At 53.5% G+C, this 19,343-nt stretch carries 21 protein-coding genes; 6 read left to right on the forward strand and 15 right to left on the reverse strand.

Annotation, left to right across the window (positions count from 1 at the left end; genetic code table 11):
* Nucleotides 1–14: 14 nt before the first annotated feature.
* From eutG to grxD, 11 genes are all read right to left on the reverse strand, one after another.
* Nucleotides 15–1,202: an ethanolamine utilization ethanol dehydrogenase EutG gene (gene eutG / locus ACSZO4_RS11945; RefSeq protein WP_437889167.1), complete on the reverse strand. Its 1,188-nt coding sequence runs from the start codon at nucleotides 1,200–1,202 to the stop codon at nucleotides 15–17.
* Nucleotides 1,162–2,031, reverse strand: coding sequence for an ethanolamine utilization protein EutJ (gene eutJ, locus ACSZO4_RS11950; protein ID WP_437889169.1), 870 nt, complete (start codon nucleotides 2,029–2,031; stop codon nucleotides 1,162–1,164). The genes eutG and eutJ overlap by 41 nt, the downstream gene beginning before the upstream one ends.
* Before the next feature lie 10 nt (nucleotides 2,032–2,041).
* A complete protein-coding gene (locus tag ACSZO4_RS11955; protein WP_437889170.1) occupies nucleotides 2,042–3,445 on the reverse strand; it encodes an aldehyde dehydrogenase family protein in 1,404 nt (467 codons plus the stop codon).
* An 11-nt stretch (nucleotides 3,446–3,456) separates the two neighbouring features.
* Nucleotides 3,457–3,744, reverse strand: coding sequence for an ethanolamine utilization microcompartment protein EutN (gene eutN, locus ACSZO4_RS11960; protein WP_437889171.1), 288 nt, complete (start codon nucleotides 3,742–3,744; stop codon nucleotides 3,457–3,459).
* Nucleotides 3,745–3,849: 105 nt separating this feature from the next.
* Nucleotides 3,850–4,143: an ethanolamine utilization microcompartment protein EutM gene (gene eutM / locus ACSZO4_RS11965; protein WP_437889173.1), complete on the reverse strand. Its 294-nt coding sequence runs from the start codon at nucleotides 4,141–4,143 to the stop codon at nucleotides 3,850–3,852.
* Nucleotides 4,144–4,178: 35 nt separating this feature from the next.
* Nucleotides 4,179–5,168, reverse strand: coding sequence for a phosphate acetyltransferase (gene pta / locus ACSZO4_RS11970; RefSeq protein ID WP_437889174.1), 990 nt, complete (start codon nucleotides 5,166–5,168; stop codon nucleotides 4,179–4,181).
* Nucleotides 5,158–5,967, reverse strand: a complete 810-nt coding sequence (gene eutT, locus ACSZO4_RS11975) for an ethanolamine utilization cob(I)yrinic acid a,c-diamide adenosyltransferase EutT (protein WP_437889176.1) — start codon at nucleotides 5,965–5,967, stop codon at nucleotides 5,158–5,160. Before eutT ends, pta begins: the two co-directional genes overlap by 11 nt.
* A gap of 9 nt (nucleotides 5,968–5,976) precedes the next feature.
* A complete protein-coding gene (eutQ, locus tag ACSZO4_RS11980) occupies nucleotides 5,977–6,666 on the reverse strand; it encodes an ethanolamine utilization acetate kinase EutQ (protein ID WP_437889178.1) in 690 nt (229 codons plus the stop codon).
* Nucleotides 6,644–7,123: an ethanolamine utilization acetate kinase EutP gene (gene eutP / locus ACSZO4_RS11985; RefSeq protein ID WP_437889180.1), complete on the reverse strand. Its 480-nt coding sequence runs from the start codon at nucleotides 7,121–7,123 to the stop codon at nucleotides 6,644–6,646. Before eutP ends, eutQ begins: the two co-directional genes overlap by 23 nt.
* Nucleotides 7,124–7,135: 12 nt before the next feature.
* Entirely contained in the window at nucleotides 7,136–7,471 is a 336-nt protein-coding gene (gene eutS, locus ACSZO4_RS11990) for an ethanolamine utilization microcompartment protein EutS (RefSeq protein WP_437889181.1), read from the reverse strand.
* 479 nt (nucleotides 7,472–7,950) lie between these two features.
* Nucleotides 7,951–8,298 carry a monothiol glutaredoxin 4 gene (grxD, locus tag ACSZO4_RS11995; RefSeq protein WP_437889183.1) on the reverse strand — a complete coding sequence of 116 codons (348 nt, stop codon included), beginning with the start codon at nucleotides 8,296–8,298 and terminating at the stop codon, nucleotides 7,951–7,953.
* 340 nt (nucleotides 8,299–8,638) lie between these two features.
* Between grxD and ACSZO4_RS12000 the strand changes: the two genes are divergently transcribed.
* Together ACSZO4_RS12000 and sodB are read left to right on the forward strand one after the other, a co-directional pair.
* A complete protein-coding gene (locus ACSZO4_RS12000) occupies nucleotides 8,639–9,484 on the forward strand; it encodes a C40 family peptidase (protein ID WP_437889185.1) in 846 nt (281 codons plus the stop codon).
* 120 nt (nucleotides 9,485–9,604) lie between these two features.
* On the forward strand, nucleotides 9,605–10,186 hold the full coding sequence (gene sodB, locus ACSZO4_RS12005; protein ID WP_437889187.1) for a superoxide dismutase [Fe]: 582 nt from the start codon (nucleotides 9,605–9,607) through the stop codon (nucleotides 10,184–10,186).
* 33 nt (nucleotides 10,187–10,219) lie between these two features.
* Here sodB and ACSZO4_RS12010 read toward each other — a convergent pair whose 3' ends face one another.
* Both ACSZO4_RS12010 and ACSZO4_RS12015 read right to left on the reverse strand, forming a co-directional pair.
* Nucleotides 10,220–11,389, reverse strand: coding sequence for an MFS transporter (locus ACSZO4_RS12010; protein ID WP_437889189.1), 1,170 nt, complete (start codon nucleotides 11,387–11,389; stop codon nucleotides 10,220–10,222).
* 167 nt (nucleotides 11,390–11,556) lie between these two features.
* On the reverse strand, nucleotides 11,557–11,646 hold the full coding sequence (locus ACSZO4_RS12015; RefSeq protein WP_437889191.1) for a YnhF family membrane protein: 90 nt from the start codon (nucleotides 11,644–11,646) through the stop codon (nucleotides 11,557–11,559).
* 298 nt (nucleotides 11,647–11,944) lie between these two features.
* On the opposite strand from ACSZO4_RS12015, the gene purR reads away from it, so the two are divergent.
* Nucleotides 11,945–12,970 carry an HTH-type transcriptional repressor PurR gene (purR, locus tag ACSZO4_RS12020; protein ID WP_437889193.1) on the forward strand — a complete coding sequence of 342 codons (1,026 nt, stop codon included), beginning with the start codon at nucleotides 11,945–11,947 and terminating at the stop codon, nucleotides 12,968–12,970.
* A 20-nt stretch (nucleotides 12,971–12,990) separates the two neighbouring features.
* Here the strand turns inward: purR and punR are convergent, their stop codons facing one another.
* Nucleotides 12,991–13,902 carry a DNA-binding transcriptional activator PunR gene (gene punR, locus ACSZO4_RS12025; RefSeq protein ID WP_437889195.1) on the reverse strand — a complete coding sequence of 304 codons (912 nt, stop codon included), beginning with the start codon at nucleotides 13,900–13,902 and terminating at the stop codon, nucleotides 12,991–12,993.
* Between the two features lie 112 nt (nucleotides 13,903–14,014).
* Here punR and punC point away from each other — a divergent pair, with 112 nt between their 5' ends.
* Together punC and cfa are read left to right on the forward strand one after the other, a co-directional pair.
* The gene (punC, locus tag ACSZO4_RS12030; protein WP_437889197.1) at nucleotides 14,015–15,214 is read left to right on the forward strand and encodes a purine nucleoside transporter PunC; all 1,200 of its coding nucleotides are present in this window, start codon (nucleotides 14,015–14,017) and stop codon (nucleotides 15,212–15,214) included.
* A gap of 293 nt (nucleotides 15,215–15,507) precedes the next feature.
* A complete protein-coding gene (gene cfa / locus ACSZO4_RS12035; RefSeq protein WP_437889199.1) occupies nucleotides 15,508–16,656 on the forward strand; it encodes a cyclopropane fatty acyl phospholipid synthase in 1,149 nt (382 codons plus the stop codon).
* A gap of 34 nt (nucleotides 16,657–16,690) precedes the next feature.
* Here the strand turns inward: cfa and ACSZO4_RS12040 are convergent, their stop codons facing one another.
* Nucleotides 16,691–17,335 (reverse strand): riboflavin synthase subunit alpha, encoded by a 645-nt coding sequence (locus ACSZO4_RS12040; protein ID WP_437889201.1) that lies wholly within the window; start codon nucleotides 17,333–17,335, stop codon nucleotides 16,691–16,693.
* Between the two features lie 226 nt (nucleotides 17,336–17,561).
* On the opposite strand from ACSZO4_RS12040, the gene mdtK reads away from it, so the two are divergent.
* On the forward strand, nucleotides 17,562–18,935 hold the full coding sequence (gene mdtK / locus ACSZO4_RS12045; protein WP_437889203.1) for an MdtK family multidrug efflux MATE transporter: 1,374 nt from the start codon (nucleotides 17,562–17,564) through the stop codon (nucleotides 18,933–18,935).
* The last annotated feature ends 408 nt before the right edge of the window (nucleotides 18,936–19,343 follow it).

Genomic DNA, 19,343 nt, shown 5'->3' on the forward strand with positions numbered 1-19,343 from the left:
ATTGAGTGACATCTTTAGTGTGCTGCCGCGTACAGGCTGACAATCTGTTCCTGAGTCGCGGTTCGTGGGTTACTGCTGAGGCAAATGTCGTCCAGCGCGGCCTGTGCCCATGCGCTGTAATGCGAAGACTGAGCGCCGGTGTCGGTAAGCCGTTTTGCCAGACCAACATCGGCGATCAGTTCACTGACGGCGGCGATCGCGTTGAGATCGTCGGCTTTCTTGTTGGTTAAGGCCCGACCGATATGGCTAAAACGTTCGCGGCAGACCATGCGATTAAACTCCATCACCGTCGGCAACAGCATGGCGTTCGCCTGGCCGTGCGGTATGTGCAATGTCGCGCCCGGCGGATGAGCCATCGCATGGCACAGCCCCAGGCCCCCGCTCGAAAACGCCATTCCTGCCATACAGGAAGCCAGCAACATATTTTCCCGCGAGGCCAAGCAGTGGCCATTGCCCACCGCCTTCGGCAACGACTTGCCGATCATCGCAATCGCCCCCATCGCCAGGCTGTCGGTAAAAGGCGTTGCGTTGAGCGCAACATATGCCTCTACCGCATGGGTCAGTGCATCTATTCCAGTCATCGCGGTGATGTGTGATGGAATGCTTTCCGTCAGCGCCGCATCCAGGATCGCGACATCCGGCATCATCAGAGCATGCGCCAGCACCTGCTTGCGTCCGGTCGCGGCATCGATAATCACCGTCACGTTGGTCGTTTCCGACCCGGTTCCCGCCGTCGTTGGCACCGCAATCAGCGCAAGACGCGGCCGTAATGTGCTTTGCGTCGTTACTTCCGCCAGCGACTGAGTGGGATTCGTCGCCAGCAACGCCACTGCTTTCGCCGCATCCAGCACCGAGCCTCCGCCAAAAGCCACTACGCCATCGCATTTCGACTCACGCAGTTGCGCGGCCGCCGCACAAACATCCGTCATGCAGGGTTCCCCCACCGGACACGGCCAAAGCGTCATTGCCACACCTTTCATTGCCAGGCTGCGCGTAAGTCCGGCCGTCATGCCTGTCTGATGCAAAAAGCTGTCGACCATCACGAACAGATGTTTCAGCCCACGAGATTTCGCTTCCGGTCCACAGGCGCTCAACGCGCCCAGACCGCACAGCGTGACCGGCGGAACGCTGAACGTTTTCACCCGTTGCAGGTTCAGGGTGTCAAATGCCTGAAAGAGCGCTGTCTGCAATTCGGCCTGCATGGATCCCCTCCGCTTTATTTATCCCGCTGTTCGCTATCGCCAGCGGCGTCATAAACAAACTGTGTTGTGGTAAATGCACCTGTAACTGCGGGAATCGCTGACGAAACAGTGCATCAACGCCAGGCTGCATACAGGCGCCTCCCGCCAGCCATAAATCCGCAATCCCTTGCCCTTTGATATGCCGGGCGACAATCTCTGCCATCTTTTCGTAGACCGGCCTGACCACCGGCCAGATTTCCGCCCCGTTGTCACGCTTGTAGCGCTCCGCCTCTTCAAGTTGCATGCGGCGATTCCCGGCCAGCGTCAGAGAAATGTGATGCCCTCCCGTTGCTTCATCTGCTGAGCTGGTCACCTTGCTTTGTTTGACGATAGCGATCCCGGTGGTACCGCCACCGATATCCACCACGCCCGCGTTATCCAGCTGCAGTAACTCAGCAACAGCTGTCGGCTCATCCAGTACATGGCTCACCTCCAGCCCGGCGGACTCCAGCACATTGATGGAAATTCGCGGGTCAGTACCCGGCGGAAACGAGGTCGCCGCATGGGTAAACCGGCGTCCTAGCTGCTGCCCGAGCGTATTGAGATGACGGCGGACAATTTTCACGGCGCCGAAGAAATCCCAGACGATGCCGTCACGCACCACGTCGGCCCAGTCGAGACAGACCGCGACCGGATTTCCCTCACTGTCGACAACCATCGACACCACATCGCAGGTCCCCAAATCCACGCCCAACCACAGTGCGGCGTCGTTTTGCGCAGGCGTTTGATTACACAGTTCTGCCGCCCTTTGCAGCCGTGGCGTGAGCCAACGTGATTCGTCATGCGCCATCTTTCATTCCTTATACAATTCGAAACGCATCCACCAGCACGCAGCGACGCAGCCGCACAAATGTGCGCGCGCTGGTCACGCCTTCCCCGGTTGGCGTCGTAATGGTCATGGTGGTCCAGCCTTCGCCTCCCAGCCCAAGTCCGGCAATGCAGGGGCCGTTTTTGACGAAAATGCTGGTGTCGATGGCGGTTGCCATCTGGTTCATATTGTCGATATTGCGCGAGTGCATCGCTGCCGTATGATGACAACCCCCTTCCAGGGTTACCGCCAGCGCAATGGCCTCTTCGACGCTGTCAACCCGCACCACGGAAAGCACTGGCATCATTAGTTCGCTGACGGCAAATGGATGAGTCGCAGAGGTTTCGACAAACAGCAGGCGCGTATGCGCTGGTACGTTCAGACCAATCGCGGCGGCGATTTTGCTGGCATCTCGCCCCACCCAGTCGCGGTTGACCGTTCCCTTGCCATGCTCGTCGATGTTTTTCAGTAATATTGACTGTAACTGCCCGGCCTGAGCGCTCGTCAGTTTCACCGCATCTTCGCCTTCCATCAGGCGCATCAACTCGTCGGCAACGCTCCCGACAACAATCAGCACCTTCTCATCGGCACAGATAATGTTGTTATCAAAAGACGCCCCTTTGACGATCGATTGCGCGGCACGCTCAAGGTCTGCGGTCTCATCAACCACAACAGGCGGATTCCCCGCGCCTGCAGCAATCAGACGTTTATTGGTATGTTTCCGTGCCGCATCGACCACCGCCTCGCCGCCTGTAACCACCAACAGACCAATGCCCGGGTACTTAAACAGTCGCTGTGCGGTTTCAATATCCGGGTTCGCAACGGTCACTAACAGGTTTTCCGGGCCACCAGCCGCGACAACCGCCTGGTTAAGCAATGTGATGGCGCGTTGCGAAACCTTTTTCGCTGCCGGGTGGGGGGCAAACACCACGCTATTGCCTGCGGCAATCAGGCTGATGGCGTTATTGATTACCGTGGCCGCCGGATTAGTGGACGGCGTCACCGATGCCACAACACCCCAGGGCGCGTTTTCAATCAACGTTAAACCGTTATCCCCCGTCAACACCTGGGGCGATAAACACTCCACACCCGGCGTACCGCGCGCCTGTGCCACATTTTTGGCAAATTTATCTTCAACACGTCCCATGCCCGTTTCAGCGACTGCCAGTTCCGCTAATTCTCTGGCATGTTTTTCACCGGCTTGACGAATAGCCAGGATTGCCAGCTGGCGCATCGCTACGCTCTTCAGTCCTTGTTGGGCAACTGTTGCTGCGCTTACCGCGTCATCCAGTGAGACAAAGACGCCGGTTTCATGAACGACACAGTCAGCCTGGCTGCGGTCTTTCATCTTCAGCAACACCGCGTTGACGACCTGTTCAATATCCTGTTGATTCATGATTTTCTGCCTTATTTATGGAAGACCACCCGACCGCCCGCCACCACTTCATCGACAATGCCGATGACGCACAGATCGACAGGCGATGTTTCGCACTTGTGTGCCTGGCGGGCGGAACTGCCGCTGACCAGCAGCACCCACTCCCCGGTGCCAGCACCGATATTGTCGATAGCGATGGCACACTGGCTGTCAGGGTTTCCCTGCGCATTCACCATTTCCACCATCAGCAATTTGTCGTGCGCCAGCCCCTGATGACGTACGGTACAAACGACCTGTCCTGTGACGACTGCCAGTTTCATACTCGCCTCCGTGGCATTTTCAGGTAAAACCTCCCCCTGCCCTCCGTAGAGAACATTGCGAAAAGTAGAGGAAGTGACGTCAGTGAATGACGTCACCGGGGATGGTTACATGTTGTTGCTGTCGTCTTTGAGACCGATTGGGAACACTTCTTCCAGATCGCCATGGGGACGTGGAATAACATGCACGGAGACCAGTTCACCGATACGCTGCGCTGCCGCAGCCCCGGCATCGGTCGCGGCTTTGCAGGCAGCCACATCGCCGCGCACCATCGCGGTGACCAGTCCGCCGCCAATCTGTTTTACGCCAACCAGTTTCACCCGTGCGGCTTTAACCATCGCGTCTGAGGCCTCAACCAGTGCGACCAGGCCCCGGGTTTCGATCATTCCTAATGCTTCCATTGTGTTTTCCTCATTTTGGGGTCCAGAACGGGACCTTATACATACCCATCAGTCTGACGCGGCACTGCTGCCACCAACGCCAGTTCGATTATTTCCTGTACGCTACAACCCCGGGAAAGGTCGTGAAGCGGCGCGGCAAGCCCTTGAATCAGCGGGCCGACAGCACGATACCCCCCCAAACGCTGTGCAATTTTGTAACCGATATTGCCCGCCTCCAGCGACGGGAAGACCATCACATTGGCCTTCCCCTGTAATGGGCTGGCAGGTACCTTTTGTGCGGCAACATCCGGCACAAACGCGGCATCAAACTGTAATTCTCCATCCACCATCAACTGGGGCGCTCGTTCACGAACGATATCTGTTGCCTGTTCGACGTTAGCCGCATTGGGATGGTGCGCGCTGCCATGACTGGAAAACGACAGCATCGCGACCCTGGGTTCTTCACCGGTGATTGCCCGCCAGGTCTCAGCGCTGGCAATCGCGATGTCCGCCAGTTGCGCCGCCGTAGGCTGCGGCACCACGCTGCAGTCGGCAAAGCCTAATGGACTCCCTGCATGCTGCGGCAGCATCAGGAAGAGTGAAGACAAGGTTTTACAGCCCGGCTGCAAACCAATGATGCGCAACCCCGCCCGCAGCACCTGAGCTGTTGAAGAGAGATTGCCTGCAATACAAACATCTGCTTTTCCTGAACTCACCATGGCTGCGGCGAACAGCAGCGGCGCGTTGAGTTTCTCAATCGCATCTGCTGGCGTTTTCTCACCGGCTCTGGCCTGCCAGCGGCGGGCAAATGCTTCCCGCAGAGGAAAATTGCTACGAGGATCAATAACCTGAAGACCATCCAGGGCAATGCGATGCGCGAGCGCAAACTGGCGCATCTCAAACGGACTGGCCACCAGAACGGGGTTCGCCAGCCCCTGCTGTTGCAGGTAATGCGCAGCTTTGAGCACCCGTTCATCCAGCGCATCGGGGAAGATAACCCTGGCCGGAGTACGTCTGGCCCACTCGCGGCAACGTTCAATGATCATGACCACCTCCCAACCGCTGTTGAATCTGACCAACCGACAGCGGATGTTTCACCACGCTCAGGATCATCATCACGTAAACAGCGCTCGACAGACGGTTAAGCGCCTGCAAGATATCTGCTCGCAGTACATCGAACCCGCGGGTAATAAAAAGCCGGGCAGCAACGATTTCCGTCTCGCGCACTTTGCTGCGCAGCAGGTTCAGCAATGCAGCGTCCCGTCCGTGACTGGCTTCTGGCACCAGGTGATCGTGGTCGAGGTAAGGCAGTGGGTGATGCGAAAGCCGGTGCAACTCTTCCTCGCTGAATCCCATGATGGATTGTGATGCCAGCGGTTCGTCCATTGCATCAGCGCGCATGATATTTCCCAACCGCGAGCGAATATCAGCAAGCCAGGGTTGCCACTGTTCCGGCAATTCAATTTGCAGCCACACCGTCAGGGCAATGGTGCTGTCCAGTGCGGCGCGAAATTCCAGACGAGGGTCGTTTTTAGCGACCATTATTTCCGCCGTCAGGTGGGTAAGCGTATCGGGCTTTTTCATTACTTCCTGATGGCACAACCCACAGCATGCCCGCGGGTGCGTATCGCTACTGGTCAGGCCATGTACTGGCTGGGGCGGCGACGTGTCGTCATCGACATATAGCGACCCTTGTTTATCCATAAACTTAATTCGCAGGCGACGGCTTTCCAGCAACTCCCTGGCGGACGGCGTCAGTTGAGCGTCAACGGGAAGGTGAATTTCAGCCCCTTCGCTGAGCGTATGATTTGCTCGCAGCCACGCTTCAGTAATGAAATCCTTCATATATCCGCCTTAGCAGGACTGCCAATTAGCAGGCCAGGCCACATACAAAAATTTCACAGTCGAGGGCGTGCCAAACTCAATGCTGGAGCCTTTCGGGATGAACATGACATCCCCGGCTTTGGCAATCATGGTTTCACCTTCGTGCCGCACGTGTAGTTCGCCTTCCAGCACCATGTCGATCTCATCGTAATTCAAGGTCCATGGAAAAAAGGCGTTGTCCCATTGCATAAAACCAGCCGCCATACTGCTGCCGTCTTTGTCGGTGACTAAATCCGTTAAACCGACGCAATGTGGTTCTGCCCCGACAAAACGGCCGAACTTCACGCTGCCTCCGTCAATGACTTTCACGCCCCCCTTACCCGTTACCGACGCGAACCCCGGTTTCATCTCGTCTTGTTCCAGCGACTGTTTTTCCTTCATCACTTTAGCCATCAGTTGCACCACCAGGCTTTCGGTGAACTGCCCTTCCGGCAACTGGGCAATGATGGTTTCACGAATACGCTGACTTTCTGATTTGCTCTTTGAAAGCGGTTGCGTAATCGAGGTATTTTCGTCACATTCCACGATCATCATCCCCAGTTGTTCCGCAACTTCCCGGGCCTCCGGGGTGATGATACTGGTGCGTAAAACAACCGATAATCTCTGCTCGCCTTGTGCGTGGGCCGCACGAATGTCGTTAGCGGTAATTAGTTTTTTCACCAGCCTCTTCCTCCTGTTCTGTAAGTGCCGCCAGATAATCCGCCAGATACTGCACTCTGCCCGGGTCATGGGTATTAAGTTCGAAAATGGGTTCTGCAAACCCCAACTCGCAAAGTAATTGCCGCGTTGCGGCGACATCAGCATCTGGTAAGTCTGTTTTACTGATCACGGCGATATGCCGTCTGCTGCTACCGATATCCAGCAACCCGGCAGGCAAACGATTTTCCCGGTCATTTGCCGCATGAACATAAATCAGCGTATCAATATCTTGGAGCGTATTTATTAACGCGTGATACCAACGAGGGTGGCTAAAATATTCTCCGGGGGTATCAATATCGCCGCTGTCATTAAATTCCACCGACTGCGTTTTTCTGGCGAGGGAATAATCCCCTTGCAATGCATTAAAAAGCGTTGTTTTTCCCGCCCCTATCCCCCCAACAAATGCGATTCGTGTCATCGCTACCTCTAATTAACTTTTCGTCAGATCACACACCGTAAATTTTAATAATCGGCCCAGACCACTTATCGTCTGCAATAACGCCTCTTCCACCGCCCCAACCGAACCATAAATCACCAGCGCGCCGCTGAATCTGTCAAGAAAACCAATGTGGACATCAGCGGCTTTCATGGCAAAATCGCCAGCGATCATCGCCGTTTCCCCTGGTGTCAACGTCATAATGCCAATGGCACCGGCCTCTGGAACGCCAATTTTCTTCGCCAGTTCGTCACCAGGGTGCGCAATAAGATGGGCCAGTGTTATCTGTTTTCCCGGCACAAATTCCTGAATGATGCGTTCTTTATCCATGGTTGCCCCTCCCTGAAACTGGCCTTATCCTGGCAAGTTTCTTTCAGAGCAAATAACAAAATTCGGCAAGGTGATTTAAAAGTTGAAGTGGATCACTAACTAAATAAAATAAATCCACATAACTAAAGAATGATAAAAATGTTGTTTAGTGATCCGCGTCTGATAAAAAACTCCGCGCATGATGAGATCTTTACCGCAATCCGCGGCAGAGGTTAACGGTGTTATTTATTCCTGGTAATTAGATTTACCGCTAATAATATTCAGGCCCCGCAGGGGTTATTGGCGGGAACAAGGGTGCAGAAATTCAGGAAAGTATGGAGGACGCCGGCAGGATGAGTGTAATGGCCAGCAATAAAAGAAAGGGCTTTCCTGCAAGTGCACAAGAAATCCCCATAAATATGATAGCGCCTGGAAAAAAATGCCTGTCAATGACCTGACAGGCATTACCATTTGCAGGGCACTTTTTTAGCGCGAAGAGATTACTCGGCGCCCGGCTCTTCAGATTTGTACTTCGCCGCAGTTTCTTTGATCAGTGGCTGCAATTCGCCGCGCTGATACATCTCGATGATGATGTCGCAACCGCCAACCAGTTCACCGTCAACCCACAGCTGCGGGAAAGTCGGCCAGTTCGCGTATTTCGGCAGCTCAGCACGGATATCCGGGTTTTGCAGGATGTCGACGTAAGCGAAGCGTTCGCCACAGGCAGACAGCGCCTGGACAGCCTGCGCGGAGAAACCGCAGCTAGGCAGCTTCGGGGAACCTTTCATATACAGCAGGATCGGGTTCTCAGCGATTTGGGTCTGGATTTTTTCAAGGGTAGTGCTCATTGTCTTGCTTCCTTCAACTTCTTCTCGGCAGATACCTGTCATTGTAACGGTTCAGGCAAGCAACAGAAAATAACATTTTGTTCACCACTCATTATTTTATCGTCTGTCAGCAAAAGATTCATTCAGAATAGTACTTATCAGCACATCACCACCCCGTGATAGTTCAACAATTGACCTTCTTCCTCTCATAACTGGTGATTTTTTTTGCGCTTGCTAACGAAACAGAGCTTAGATGCAAAAACCCTATTAACTTTTCTGCTTTTTATAGATTAGAATCGACCCGGTTCTAAATCATACGCAAGCATTATTGAATGCATGCACTTATTCAGGGGATTGCTCAGTGGCGCGAATTAATACAGCTTCGATCACGCTCTGTGCTTTGTTATTCACAACGCTCACCTTCACACCTCTTGCGAATGCTTCCGGGCAGACGCGAGGCTCGGCTGTGCAGAAGACGCATCAGGTGAAAACATCCGAACGTAAGAAAACCAGCACGACAGAAAAAACATCAAAGAAAAGCAGTGGCACCGCCTCTAAGGCAGCAGTAAAAAGCAAAACTCAAAAAGCGACGGCGATAACCAAAACGTCGACCGCCAGCAAAAAAACCACCAGCACTAAAATCAGCAAGAACACCTCCCGCCATAGTAAATCCAGCAAGACACCCGCAACCGTGGTTGCTATGACGGAAACATGCACAAAACGTAAAGGCCATAAAGCGAGTTGTGTAAAAGTAAAAAATGGTAAACCGCTGACGATTTCAGAAGCACATAAAGTTCGTATCCAGAAGATCCAGAAAACCGCAATGTCAAAACTGATGAATCAGATTGGCAAGCCTTATCACTGGGGCGGCACCTCTCCGATGACCGGTTTTGATTGCAGTGGCCTGGTGTACTACGCGTATAAAGATCTCGTGAAATTCCGCATTCCCCGCACGGCAAACGAAATGTATCACCTGCGTGATGCCTCTCCGGTCAATGTTGCGGAACTGGAAAGCGGCGACCTGGTTTTTTTCCGTACTCAGGGACGCGGTACGGCTGACCATGTGGGTGTGTATGTCGGCAACGGCAAATTCATCCAGTCTCCACGTAGCGGTCAGGATATTCAGATAACCTCTTTAAGCGAAGACTACTGGCAGCGTCATTACGTCGGCGCCCGCCGTGTTGTGAACCCCAAAACCATTCGTTAGTTCCTCTGCCTGCCGCATCTGCGGCAGGTAACTCCCTCTTTTGCCACCGGTTTCGATTTGCTACCATTCCCTTGCGTTCAATGTGGTTATTGAATGCATAAAATTATAAGGAGTGAAGCAATGTCGTTCGAACTACCTGTATTACCGTATGCAAAAGACGCTCTGGTACCGCATATTTCCGCGGAAACCCTGGAGTTCCACTATGGCAAGCATCATCAAACCTACGTGACTAACCTGAACAATCTGCTGAAAGACACGCCGCTTGAGGGCAAGACGCTGGAAGAGATTATTCAGCAGTCGGAAGGTGGCGTGTTTAATAATGCCGCTCAGGTATGGAACCACTCATTTTACTGGCAGTGCCTGGCACCGAATGCCGGAGGCGAGCCTTCAGGCGTGTTAGCTGCGGCCATCACTGACGCCTTTGGCAGTTTTACTGATTTCAAAGCGCAGTTCACTGATGCGGCGCTGAAAAATTTCGGCTCCGGCTGGACGTGGTTGGTAAAAAACGCGGATGGCAAACTGGCAATTGTCTCGACGTCAAATGCCGGAACACCGCTAACCAGCGGCGCAACGCCGCTGTTGACGGTCGATGTCTGGGAACATGCCTATTACATTGACTACCGCAATGCGCGCCCGGTTTATCTGGAACATTTCTGGGCACTGGTAAACTGGGATTTTGTGGCGAAAAATCTCGCCGCATAAGATGCAGGAGGGGAAACCCTCCTGCTTTTTGTCTTACTCAGCGACAGAGCACACGGGCTTTGCCGACTGACGCCCGGAGAGAAGCACCAGCAGCAATGCCATTGCAGCAATGAAAGCGCCAGTCAGCGGGACAAAAGCATACCCCAGACCTGCGGAAAGCACTGCCCCACCCGCCGCCGCGCCCAGCGCATTACCTAAGTTGAAAGCCCCGATATTCACTGAGGATGAAAGCCCTGGCGCTTCATGAGCGACCCGCATCACGCGCATTTGCAACGGCGGCACTATCGCAAAGGTCGCCGCGCCCCAGACAACCATACTGATTGCTGCCCCCACCTCATTGCGTGCAAGCCAGGGGATCGCCAGCATAATTGCGATAAGCAGCAGTAAAAAGCCTTTCAGTGTACCGGTCACCGAGCGGTCCGCCAGTTTGCCGCCGAGGTAATTGCCCAAAGAGAAGCCCACGCCAATCAGCACCAGCATGGCGGTAATAAATGCCGGACCAGCATCAGCAATGTCATGCAGTACCGGTGAGATATAGGTATAGAGCGTAAACATCGCTCCGGCGCCAAGAACGGTGGTTAACAGGGCAGAGACGACCTGCGGGCGCATCAGAACGGTCAGTTCTTTGCGTACATCGGGTTTCTCCCCGGCACTGCCTTTTGGCAGGGAGAGATACAGACTTACCATTGCAATCACGCCAAGACCGGCAGTCGCCAGGAAGGACATCCGCCAGCCAATGGTTTCACCAAGCCAGGTTGCAGCGGGCACTCCGCCAATATTGGCGATGGTCAGTCCCATAAACATGGTTGCAACCGCACTGGCCTGCTTCTCTTTTGCAACCACGCTTGCCGCCACAACCGAACCCAGGCCAAAAAACGCTCCGTGATTGAGGCTGGTGATAATGCGCGACAGCATCAGGGTGGTGTAGTCGGGAGCGATGGCTGACAGCACATTCCCGAGGGTAAAGATGGCCATTAAAAAGATAAGCGCATTACGTCTGGCGCGATGTGAAAGCAGCAACGTCATTAACGGCGCCCCCACCATGACCCCAATGGCATAGGCGCTGATCAGCATCCCGGCGGCGGGAATGGAGACATCGACGCCGCGCGCAATCACGGGCAGTAATCCCATTGGCGAGAACTCAGTGGTGCCGATACCAAACGCGCTGACAGCCAGGGCAAGCAGTGGGAAATTGATTTTCATGATTTATTAACTCCGGAAATGCGGTGTCGTTAGCCGACAGCCTCGCAGAAGAGAAAAGTATGACATAAATCACAAAAAACAGCGGTTAGCGATATGAGAAAAGACTATTGCCGGAAAGAGAATAATGGGGGGAAACGTCGAGGGAGAGGTGCCTCCCTCGTGGTCAATCAATTCAGAGCAGCAGTCATTGCACCCGCCACGATCACGGCAAGCACGATTACGGTGGTCATTAAAGAAAACTTCAGGTCGGTACTCATCAATTTTTCTCCTTTTCTAATTCCCCACAAAAAGTGAGATAGCGCATTTTTGCATAAATAAACGTAAAAATCTTGCAGGAATTAGATTGATATACGTTTTAGCACTTCCCCTTTTGGTCAAGATAAGACAAAATTCGACGCTAAATTTATTAGCGTACCGGCCATTGACTCCCCTCCTGACGTCCAGTGTCTTTTTCCCGGCGTAATACAGTCCCTCGCGCGGGCAAAGGGTGAAGTAAGGCAAACGTTTACCTTAAGTATTTTCAGGAGCTTATGATATGGCATGGAGTGACATCTGATGGCAACGATCAAAGACGTAGCGAAGCGAGCAAACGTTTCCACCACAACCGTATCACATGTAATTAACAAGACGCGTTTCGTGGCTGAAGAGACGCGTAACGCTGTGTGGGCGGCAATCAAAGAGCTTCATTATTCGCCGAGCGCCGTCGCCCGTAGCCTCAAGGTGAATCACACCAAATCCATTGGTCTGCTGGCGACCAGCAGTGAAGCGGCCTACTTTGCCGAGATCATTGAAGCCGTTGAGAAAAACTGTTTTCAGAAGGGTTACACCCTGATTCTGGGCAATGCCTGGAACAATTTTGAAAAACAAGGCGCTTACCTGTCGATGATGGCGCAAAAACGCGTCGACGGCCTGCTGGTGATGTGTTCCGAATACCCGGAATCACTGCTCAATATGCTCGAAGAGTATCGCCATATTCCGATGGTGGTTATGGACTGGGGTGAAGCGAAAGCTGACTTTACCGACACCGTTATCGATAACGCGTTTGAAGGCGGCTATATGGCCGGGCGCTATCTGGTCGAGCGCGGTCACCGCGATATTGGCGTTATCCCCGGCGCGCTGGAGCGTAACACCGGCGCGGGTCGCCTGGCCGGTTTTATGAAGGCCATGGACGAGGCGCATATCAGCGTCCCGGAAAACTGGATTGTGCAGGGTGATTTTGAACCTGAGTCCGGTTACCGCGCGATGCAACAGATCCTGGCGCAATCGCCGCGTCCGACCGCTATCTTCTGCGGCGGCGATATTATGGCGATGGGGGCACTGTGCGCCGCGGATGAGATGGGGCTGCGCGTGCCGCAGGACATTTCGCTGATCGGCTACGATAACGTGCGCAACTCCCGCTTCTTTACCCCGGCGCTGACCACCATCCACCAGCCGAAGGATTCGCTGGGGGAGACCGCATTCAATATGCTGCTTGACCGTATCGTGAACAAACGCGAAGTGTCGCAGTCCATCGAAGTCCACCCGCGGCTGATTGAACGTCGTTCCGTGGCTGATGGCCCTTTCCGCGACTATCGCCGTTAATCTGCTTTCCCGGGAGCAGGTCAATCCTGCTCCCACAGCCACTCCCGGTTCAGTGTTTCACTGTCCCCCAGGTAGCTGAGTAACCAGTTCAGCGCAGGTGAGGCGTCATTTTGTTGCCATGTCAGGCAGCAGGCCGCATCCGGGAACGGATTTTCCAGCTCCAGCGCCACCCACTCTCCCCGGTCAAGCCACGGGCGCGCGAAATGCGCCGGAACCATCCCCACACATAATCCGGCAGAGAGACAGGCCGCCGAGGATTCCCAGTCCGGGGCCACGACCCGCTTTTGATTGTTCAGCAGCCAGGTAATGCGTTTGGGTAACGATCGCGAGGTATCTTCCCGCACCAGTGAAGGCCAGTTGCGTAATGTATCGTCACTCAGTGGGCCGTCGAGACTCGCCAGCGGATGGTGTTGCGCAACCACACATTTCCAGCTCAGCATGCCCATATCGCGGAAAGTGTAACGCCCTCCCACCGGAATAGCCTGCGTTGCCCCGATAGCCAGCTCAACGCGACCATCAGCCAGCGCATCCCACACGCCATTGAACACTTCCTGGAACACCAGCAGTTCCACATCACTAAAATGGCGATAAAAATCAACAATCATTTGCCGGGTACGCTCAGGCTTAACAATATTGTCGACCGCAATCGCCAGCTGGCCCCGCCAGCCATTGGCAATTTGCTGACATTGCTGGCGGGTGACCTGCATTTTTTTGATAACAGATCGTCCTTCTTTTAAAAACAGTGCGCCGGCAGGGGTAAGTTCGACGTCACGATGGCGACGATGAAAAAGCTCTACCGCCAGCCACTCCTCCAGTTGTCGCACGGTGTAGCTGACAGCAGAGGGTACACGGTGTAACTCCTGCGCTGCGCCACTGAAACTTCCGTTGCGCGCAACCGCATCTACCACTTCAAGAGAATATTCTGACCACATATTGTGCCTGCAAAAAATTTGAAACCAGTACGCAAATATTAGCGTTTCACAAGCTAAGTTTCACTCCCTAGACTCGTCACCCTGTTCACCTGCACAACAAAGAGATATTGCCATGCAACCTGGAAAAGGATTTTTAGTCTGGCTGGCGGGATTAAGCGTACTCGGCTTCCTCGCAACCGATATGTATTTGCCTGCTTTTGCTGACATCCAGCAAGACTTAAACACCTCCGCCGCCGCCGTCAGCGCCACCCTGAGCCTGTTCCTCGCCGGTTTTGCCGTCGCCCAGTTGGTATGGGGCCCCTTATCGGACCGTTACGGACGCAAACCTGTCTTACTGAGCGGGCTGACTATTTTTGCCATGGGTTGTCTGGGGATGATCTGGGTGCAAGATGCCGTCTGGCTGCTGGTATTACGCTTTATCCAGGCGGTAGGGGTTTGTGCCGCCGCGGTGACCTGGCAGGCGCTGGTGACCGATCACTACCCGGCGCAGCGCACCAACCGCATCTTTGCCACCATCATGCCGCTGGTCGGGTTATCCCCTGCTCTTGCCCCCTTACTGGGGAGCTGGATCCTTGCGCACTTCTCCTGGCAAGCTATTTTCGCCACGCTGTTTATCATTACGCTGATGTTGATGCTGCCCGCGCTGCGTTTACGCCCGGTCGCCACAAAAGCGGCCCCGGGTGCTGCTCCCGTCACCTTTGGCGCATTGCTGCGTGACCGTGCTTATCGCGGCAACGTACTGATTTATGCCGCATGTTCGGCCAGCTTTTTTGCCTGGCTGACAGGTTCGCCGTTTATTCTGCATGAAATGGGTTACGGCCCGGCAATTATTGGCCTGAGTTATGTCCCTCAAACCATCGCTTTTTTAGTCGGTGGCTACAGCTGCCGCTGGGCGCTGCAAAAGTGGTCCGGCGCACGTTTGCTCCCGTGGCTGCTGACGGCCTATGCCGCAAGCGTAATCGCCACCTGGGCAGTCGGCTTAGTGCCGAACGCCTCGCTGACTTCGCTGCTGATCCCGTTCTGCCTGATGGCGGTAGCAAATGGTGCGATTTACCCGATCGTCGTCGCCCAGGCGCTGCGTCCTTTCCCTCACGCCACCGGCCGTGCGGCTGCATTGCAAAACACATTGCAGTTAGGGCTGTGCTTTATTGCCAGCTTGCTCGTTTCGGCGCTGATTGCTGTCCCGTTACTGGCCACCACCAGCGTTATGCTGTCGACCGTATTGCTGGCAGGATTGGGTTTCAGAATGCAGCGTCACGAGAGTGATGCCCGTCACAATAAACAACCGCTGGAATCATCGACGCAGGGGTAATTGCGATTGCGATTATGTGACAGTAAAGTGATTAGCTTGCTAACAGTTTTTGGTTGAATCAGCCGATTTTGGGGCCTATACTCATTTTCGGCTGTTGATAAAATAAAATTATGCACGCGTTAGCGGGAGCCGGATCGCTCCCGTTTCACCATGGATGGCCTTTCTGGCAAGGGTCTCCCTTCCTCTGTTCTACGTCGGATATCAGCCTCACGGTTTAGCCGTGATCTTTCTCACGCCCCAAAAGCGGCAGCGCATTTTGACGGCATCGATCACTTGCAGGTGATGGAGAAGTTATGAGTTCATCGTGTATAGAAGAGGTCAGTGTACGGGATGATAACTGGTTCCGTATAGCAAGCGAGCTATTAGGCCGCGCCGGTATTCAGGTTAACGGTTCGGCTGCGTCGGATATCCAGGTTAAGCATCCTGATTTTTTTAAACGAGTGTTACAAGAGGGTTCGCTTGGGCTTGGGGAAAGTTACATGGACGGCTGGTGGGAATGCGACCGGCTGGACACGTTTTTTACTAAAGTGCTGCGTGCCGGGCTGGAGAATCAACTTCCGCGCCATGTGAAAGACACGCTACGAATTGCCGGGGCAAGATTATTTAATCTGCAAAGCAAAAAACGGGCATGGATCGTCGGCAAAGAACATTACGATTTAGGCAATGACCTGTTCAGCCGAATGTTAGATCCGCAGATGCAATACTCTTGCGCCTACTGGAAAGATGCCGGGAGTCTCGAAGAGGCGCAAATCGCCAAACTTACCCTGATATGTGAAAAATTACAGCTTGCGCCGGGTATGCGGGTACTGGATATCGGTTGTGGCTGGGGTGGACTGGCGCAATTTATGGCGCAACATTATGGTGTTCATGTGGTTGGGGTGACCATTTCCGCCGAGCAGCAAAAACTCGCTCAGCGTCGTTGTTCAGGCCTCGATGTGGACATTCGCCTCCAGGATTATCGCGATCTCAATGAACAATTTGATCGTATTGTCTCTGTCGGGATGTTTGAGCATGTGGGGCCGAAAAACTATGCCACCTATTTTGCCGTCGTCGACCGCAATCTCAAACCCGATGGGTTATTTCTCCTCCACACCATTGGTTCTAAAAAAACCGATCTTAGCGTGGATCCGTGGATTGACCGCTATATTTTCCCCAATGGCTGTCTGCCTTCAGTGCGCCAGATTGCCAGCGCCAGCGAGTCTCATTTTGTGATGGAAGACTGGCATAACTTTGGCGCGGATTACGACAAAACCTTAATGGCATGGCACGCGCGCTTCCATGAGAGCTGGCCGGACATTGCCGGTAACTATACCGAGCGCTTTAAACGGATGTTCACTTACTATTTGAATGCCTGCGCGGGCGCTTTTCGTGCGCGGGATATTCAACTCTGGCAGATTGTTTTTAGCCGGGGTGTGGAGAGTGGCTTACGCGTAGCGCGCTGATTAAAATAAACCCCGAAGATTCGGGGTTTATTTCTTATTCTTCGCTGTTCACGGCGCTGGCCGAAGCAGCTTCTTTTGCCGCCAGCACGCGCTCTACCGTGTCGACGACCGCCTGAGTTTGCGGGTCGATCTCAATATTCACCCGCTGTCCCAGCTTCTTGCCCCCAAGGGTTGTGCGCTGGAGAGTCTCCGGAATCAAGTGTACGCAAAAACGCGTCGCGGTCACTTCACCCACTGTCAGGCTGATCCCATCAATGCCAATAAATCCTTTGTAGAGGATATATTTCATTAATGTCGGGTCCTGAACCTTAAACCAGATCTGACGATTATTTTCTGAGGTGAGAATTTTAGAGATTTCAGCGGTGGTCATAATATGGCCGGACATCACATGCCCGCCAATTTCATCACTGAATTTCACCGCGCGTTCCACATTAACCGAATCGCCAATAGCCAAATCGCCTAAATTGGTAATACGCAGTGTCTCTTTCATTAAGTCGAAGCTGATATGACTGCCGTTAATTTCTGTTACCGTCAGGCAACAACCATTATTGGCAATAGAAGCCCCGGTCTCAATGCCCGAAAGCATGTGCCCAGGCAACTCAACAACATGCGTGCGGAAATTAGGTTTATCATCGACAGACACCAGTTTTGCCGTGCCCTGTACAATACCAGTAAACATGCCACCACTCCTGTATTTCATTTTCACGGTGTAACCGTTTTCTGAATGCACAATAACAGGTGAAATTTCATGTTTCCAGCCCTGACAACCCCACCCCTCTTTTTTCACTAGATAATTGATTAATCCCCGCTACAATAGTCTGACTAACTCCCCTGCTCCACCTCCCGCTGCCAGGTATGGCGGTCTTAGAAATTTCTCCAATAACAACAATATATAGGTGTCAGAAGTGCAGAAGTACATTACAGAAGCCCGTCAGTTGTTAGCACTGGCTACCCCGGTCATTATTGCGCAAGTCGCCCAAACCTCGATGGGATTTGTCGATACCGTCATGGCGGGCGGCTACAGCGCCACCGACATGGCCGCCGTGGCGATCGGCACCTCTATCTGGATGCCTGCGATCCTCTTCGGTCATGGACTCCTGCTGGCACTGACCCCGGTCATTGCGCAACTGAATGGTTCAGGGCGTCGTGAACGTATCGCTCATCAGACAGGCCAGGGATTCTGGCTTGCCGGGATGGTCTCGATTCTGATTATGGTCGTGCTGTGGAATGCAGGACACATCATTCATGCCATGCATAACATCGATCCCCAGCTTGCGGATAAAGCCGTCGGCTACCTGCGCGCGCTGCTGTGGGGGGCGCCCGGTTATCTCTTTTTCCAGGTCGCCCGTAACCAGTGCGAAGGGCTGGCGAAAACCAAACCCGGCATGGTGATTGGCTTTCTCGGCCTGCTGGTCAATATTCCTGTCAACTATGTCTTTATTTATGGCCATTTTGGTATGCCGGAACTTGGCGGTGTCGGTTGTGGCGTGGCAACGGCGTCCGTGTACTGGGTGATGTTCGCCTGCATGATCTCCTGGGTGAAGCGTGCGCCCTCAATGCGTGATATCCGCAATACACAGCGCTTTGCTCAACCGGATCCTGAAACCCTGAAACGGCTGGTTCAGCTTGGCCTGCCCATTGCGCTGGCGCTGTTTTTCGAAGTGACGCTGTTTGCCGTCGTCGCGCTGCTGGTCTCTCCACTGGGGATTGTCGATGTCGCCGGTCACCAGATTGCCCTTAATTTCAGCTCACTGGTGTTTGTATTACCGATGTCGCTGGGTGCGGCAGTCACCATTCGTGTGGGGTATCGGCTTGGGCAGGGTTCCACCATTGATGCCCAAACCGTCGCCCGTACCGGCCTTGTCGTCGGCGTTTGTATGGCCGCCATCACCGCCATTTTTACCGTCTCACTGCGCGAGCAGATTGCACTGCTGTATAACGATAACCCGGAGGTCGTTATCCTCGCCTCGCAGTTGATGCTGCTGGCGGCGGTGTATCAGATCTCTGATTCTATCCAGGTCGTAGGAACCGGTATTCTGCGTGGGTATAAAGATACGCGCTCTATCTTCTTTATTACCTTTATCGCTTACTGGGTGCTGGGGCTGCCGTCTGGCTATGTGCTGGCACTGACGGATCTGGTGGTTGCGCGCATGGGCCCGGCGGGCTTCTGGATGGGCTTTATTATCGGCCTGACAGCAGCCGCTATTATGCTGATGCTCAGAATGCGCTTCCTGCAACGCCAGCCATCAGCAAGAATTTTGCGACGCGCAGCGCGATAAACCCTTTGTAGCCGCCTGATGGCGGCTACTTTCTTCTCTTTCGGTTTTGCCCGTTCGTGCGTGAGGTGGTGCTTGTATTTGCACATTTAAGTCCCCCTCAAATGCGCACCGACCTTGTCAGTTGCTCAGGCAGACACTGGTACTATGGGTAGGTGATTCTGGAAAATAAAACAGTGTTAAAAGTAAGATTTAATGAACCATATATTACAATATAGCTTTTACCTATCAATCAACATTAACCTAATGCAATAATTGATTTGCCTTTTATATTTACATTATCAGATTATTAATCAGCACGACCACATTTTGCAAAAAAGAAGTACAGAGCTAAGGAAGGTGCGATTTAATCGTCAATTATGAGAACATAACCCTTTCTTTGACATAGACTTTTCACGATGCCCGCTCTTG

Source organism: Phytobacter sp. V91, assembly GCF_965644225.1.
Taxonomy (GTDB): domain Bacteria; phylum Pseudomonadota; class Gammaproteobacteria; order Enterobacterales; family Enterobacteriaceae; genus CBFFRJ01.